Origin of the sequence: Fulvivirga imtechensis AK7 (assembly GCF_000331535.1) — a bacterium.
Taxonomy (GTDB): domain Bacteria; phylum Bacteroidota; class Bacteroidia; order Cytophagales; family Cyclobacteriaceae; genus Fulvivirga; species Fulvivirga imtechensis.
Genome location: NZ_AMZN01000188.1, coordinates 1 through 1,997, shown reverse-complemented (window position 1 = coordinate 1,997; position 1,997 = coordinate 1). Strand labels below are relative to the sequence as shown.

Annotated in this window: 1 protein-coding gene; it reads left to right on the top strand. The window is 47.5% G+C overall.

The features are described from left to right. A partial coding sequence (locus C900_RS27695) for a leucine-rich repeat domain-containing protein (protein WP_040497720.1) occupies positions 1 to 1,997 on the top strand: 1,997 nt, incomplete at both ends.

Below are 1,997 nucleotides of genomic sequence, written 5' to 3'. Positions count from 1 at the left end.
TGCCATCAAACTGAGCAGTACCAATACCATAGTAGTGCAGGAAAGCGGCAACTGGAAAGGCGGCTTTGGCAGTGTTACCAATGGCGATGTACTGAAAATAGAAAGGACCGGTAACACCATCACCTACAAAAAGAACGGCACCACCTTCTACACCTCATCAATACCCTCCACCAGCTCACTATTGGTAGATGCCTGCTTCTACCATAGCGGAGGAGAGATCAATAATGGTGTAGCTTCCTTCGAAAATAATACCGTAACGCTACCGGCAGCGCCTTCGGAGCTGACAGGTACAGCGTCCGCTACACGTGTCCAGCTCAGTTGGACCGATAATGCCGATAATGAAAGCGGCTTCAGGATAGAGCGGCAAAATAGCGTGGCCCCGCTGTCCACCGTAACCACTGCTTCCTGGATTGGCGCTACCGGAGCAGATGAAACCACCTATATTGATGCTACAGTCTCACCTTCTACCACCTATATCTATAAAGTATATGCCTATAATGCGGCAGGAGACTCAGAGTATAGCAATACCATTACCGTAACCACCTCAGCGCTGGAGGGCACCCCTTTGACGTGGACCAGCTTGATCGGCACGGAAGTACAAGCTGGAAATACTCTGGCAAAAACTGCCGAATGGGGTACTGACAACGGAGGGGCTGCTTCAGTGGAGGTGTTACCCGCTGGCAGAGATGGGTGGGTGGAAATGATAGCTTTCCCCACACGAAGAGAACGCTATTTCGGTCTTTCACAAACCAATGACGATGCAACGAACAATATTGACTATTCCTTTAAGCTCAACAGCGTTGATAAGGTAGTGGTGTCAGAGGGAGGACAGACGAAGGCAGGTTTCGGTGACATCATTGAAGGTGATCTGCTGAGGATAGAAAGAAAAGGCAACACCATTTACTATAGCCAAAATGGTACGTTATTATATACTTCAGAAGTACCGTCTACCACGTCACTAGTGGTGGATGCCAGCCTCTATCACAGTGGTGGAGAGATCAATGGCGCACGCGTATCCTTCGATGGAAAAGTAGCCGACAAAGCCGAGATAGCCGCCCTCCGCGACCTGTATCAGTATTCCGGTGGTACCGGATGGACCGATCAAACCGGCTGGCCATCAGACTGGAGCTCGATCACTTCTGTGAATCAGATCGTGGACTGGTACGGGATCACAGTAGAAAACGGTGACGTAACAGGTATCAATTTAAGTAACAATAATCTGAACGGTACCATACGTTCATCCCTTGGTAATCTGACGGAACTGCAAATTCTCCGGATGGATAACGCCCAGATTAGTGGTGGTAAAGGAAGTTCTGTAAACCTGAATACCTTACTTTCTGCCTTCACCCACCTGAGAGAGATCTCTTTTGAAAACTGCGCGATAAGCAGTGCATCCTTTCCTGAAGTGATCAACACACTTCAAGAGCTGGAATACCTTTCACTGACCGGTAACACAATCGGAGGACAAATTCCTGATCTAAGTGCTCTGGATGGCCTGATGCACCTTGACCTGAGCAGAAATAAGTTTTACGGCTCACTGCCACCATCCTGCGCGACCCTTCCTGATCTCCTTTATCTGAACCTCAGCAGCAATAAGCTAACTGGTCCGGTGCCCGATTTTCCGGCCACCTCCAAACTTACAGAACTGAACCTGTCTAAGTTATTGATCAAACAGCTACCTGACCTGACACAGCTACCAAACCTCACCAAAGTGGATGTTCACCAGTGTCAACTCACCTTTTCAGAGATAGAGAAGCAATTAACGGCCGCCAATACCAGTCCATTTGAATTCATTTATCATAGTCAAATTCCTCAGACTTATAACGAGTATATTGAAGTGTCGGTAGGAGGTGTTTTGGAGATCAATAGCCTGGATGCAAGTACACATAACGTATATTTGTGGGAGAAACTGGAGGAAGACGGAGGCAATCTGATCGCTACAGATGTAACAGATCAGAATGAAAATACAGATGGAAGTATATTCAAACTATCCAACT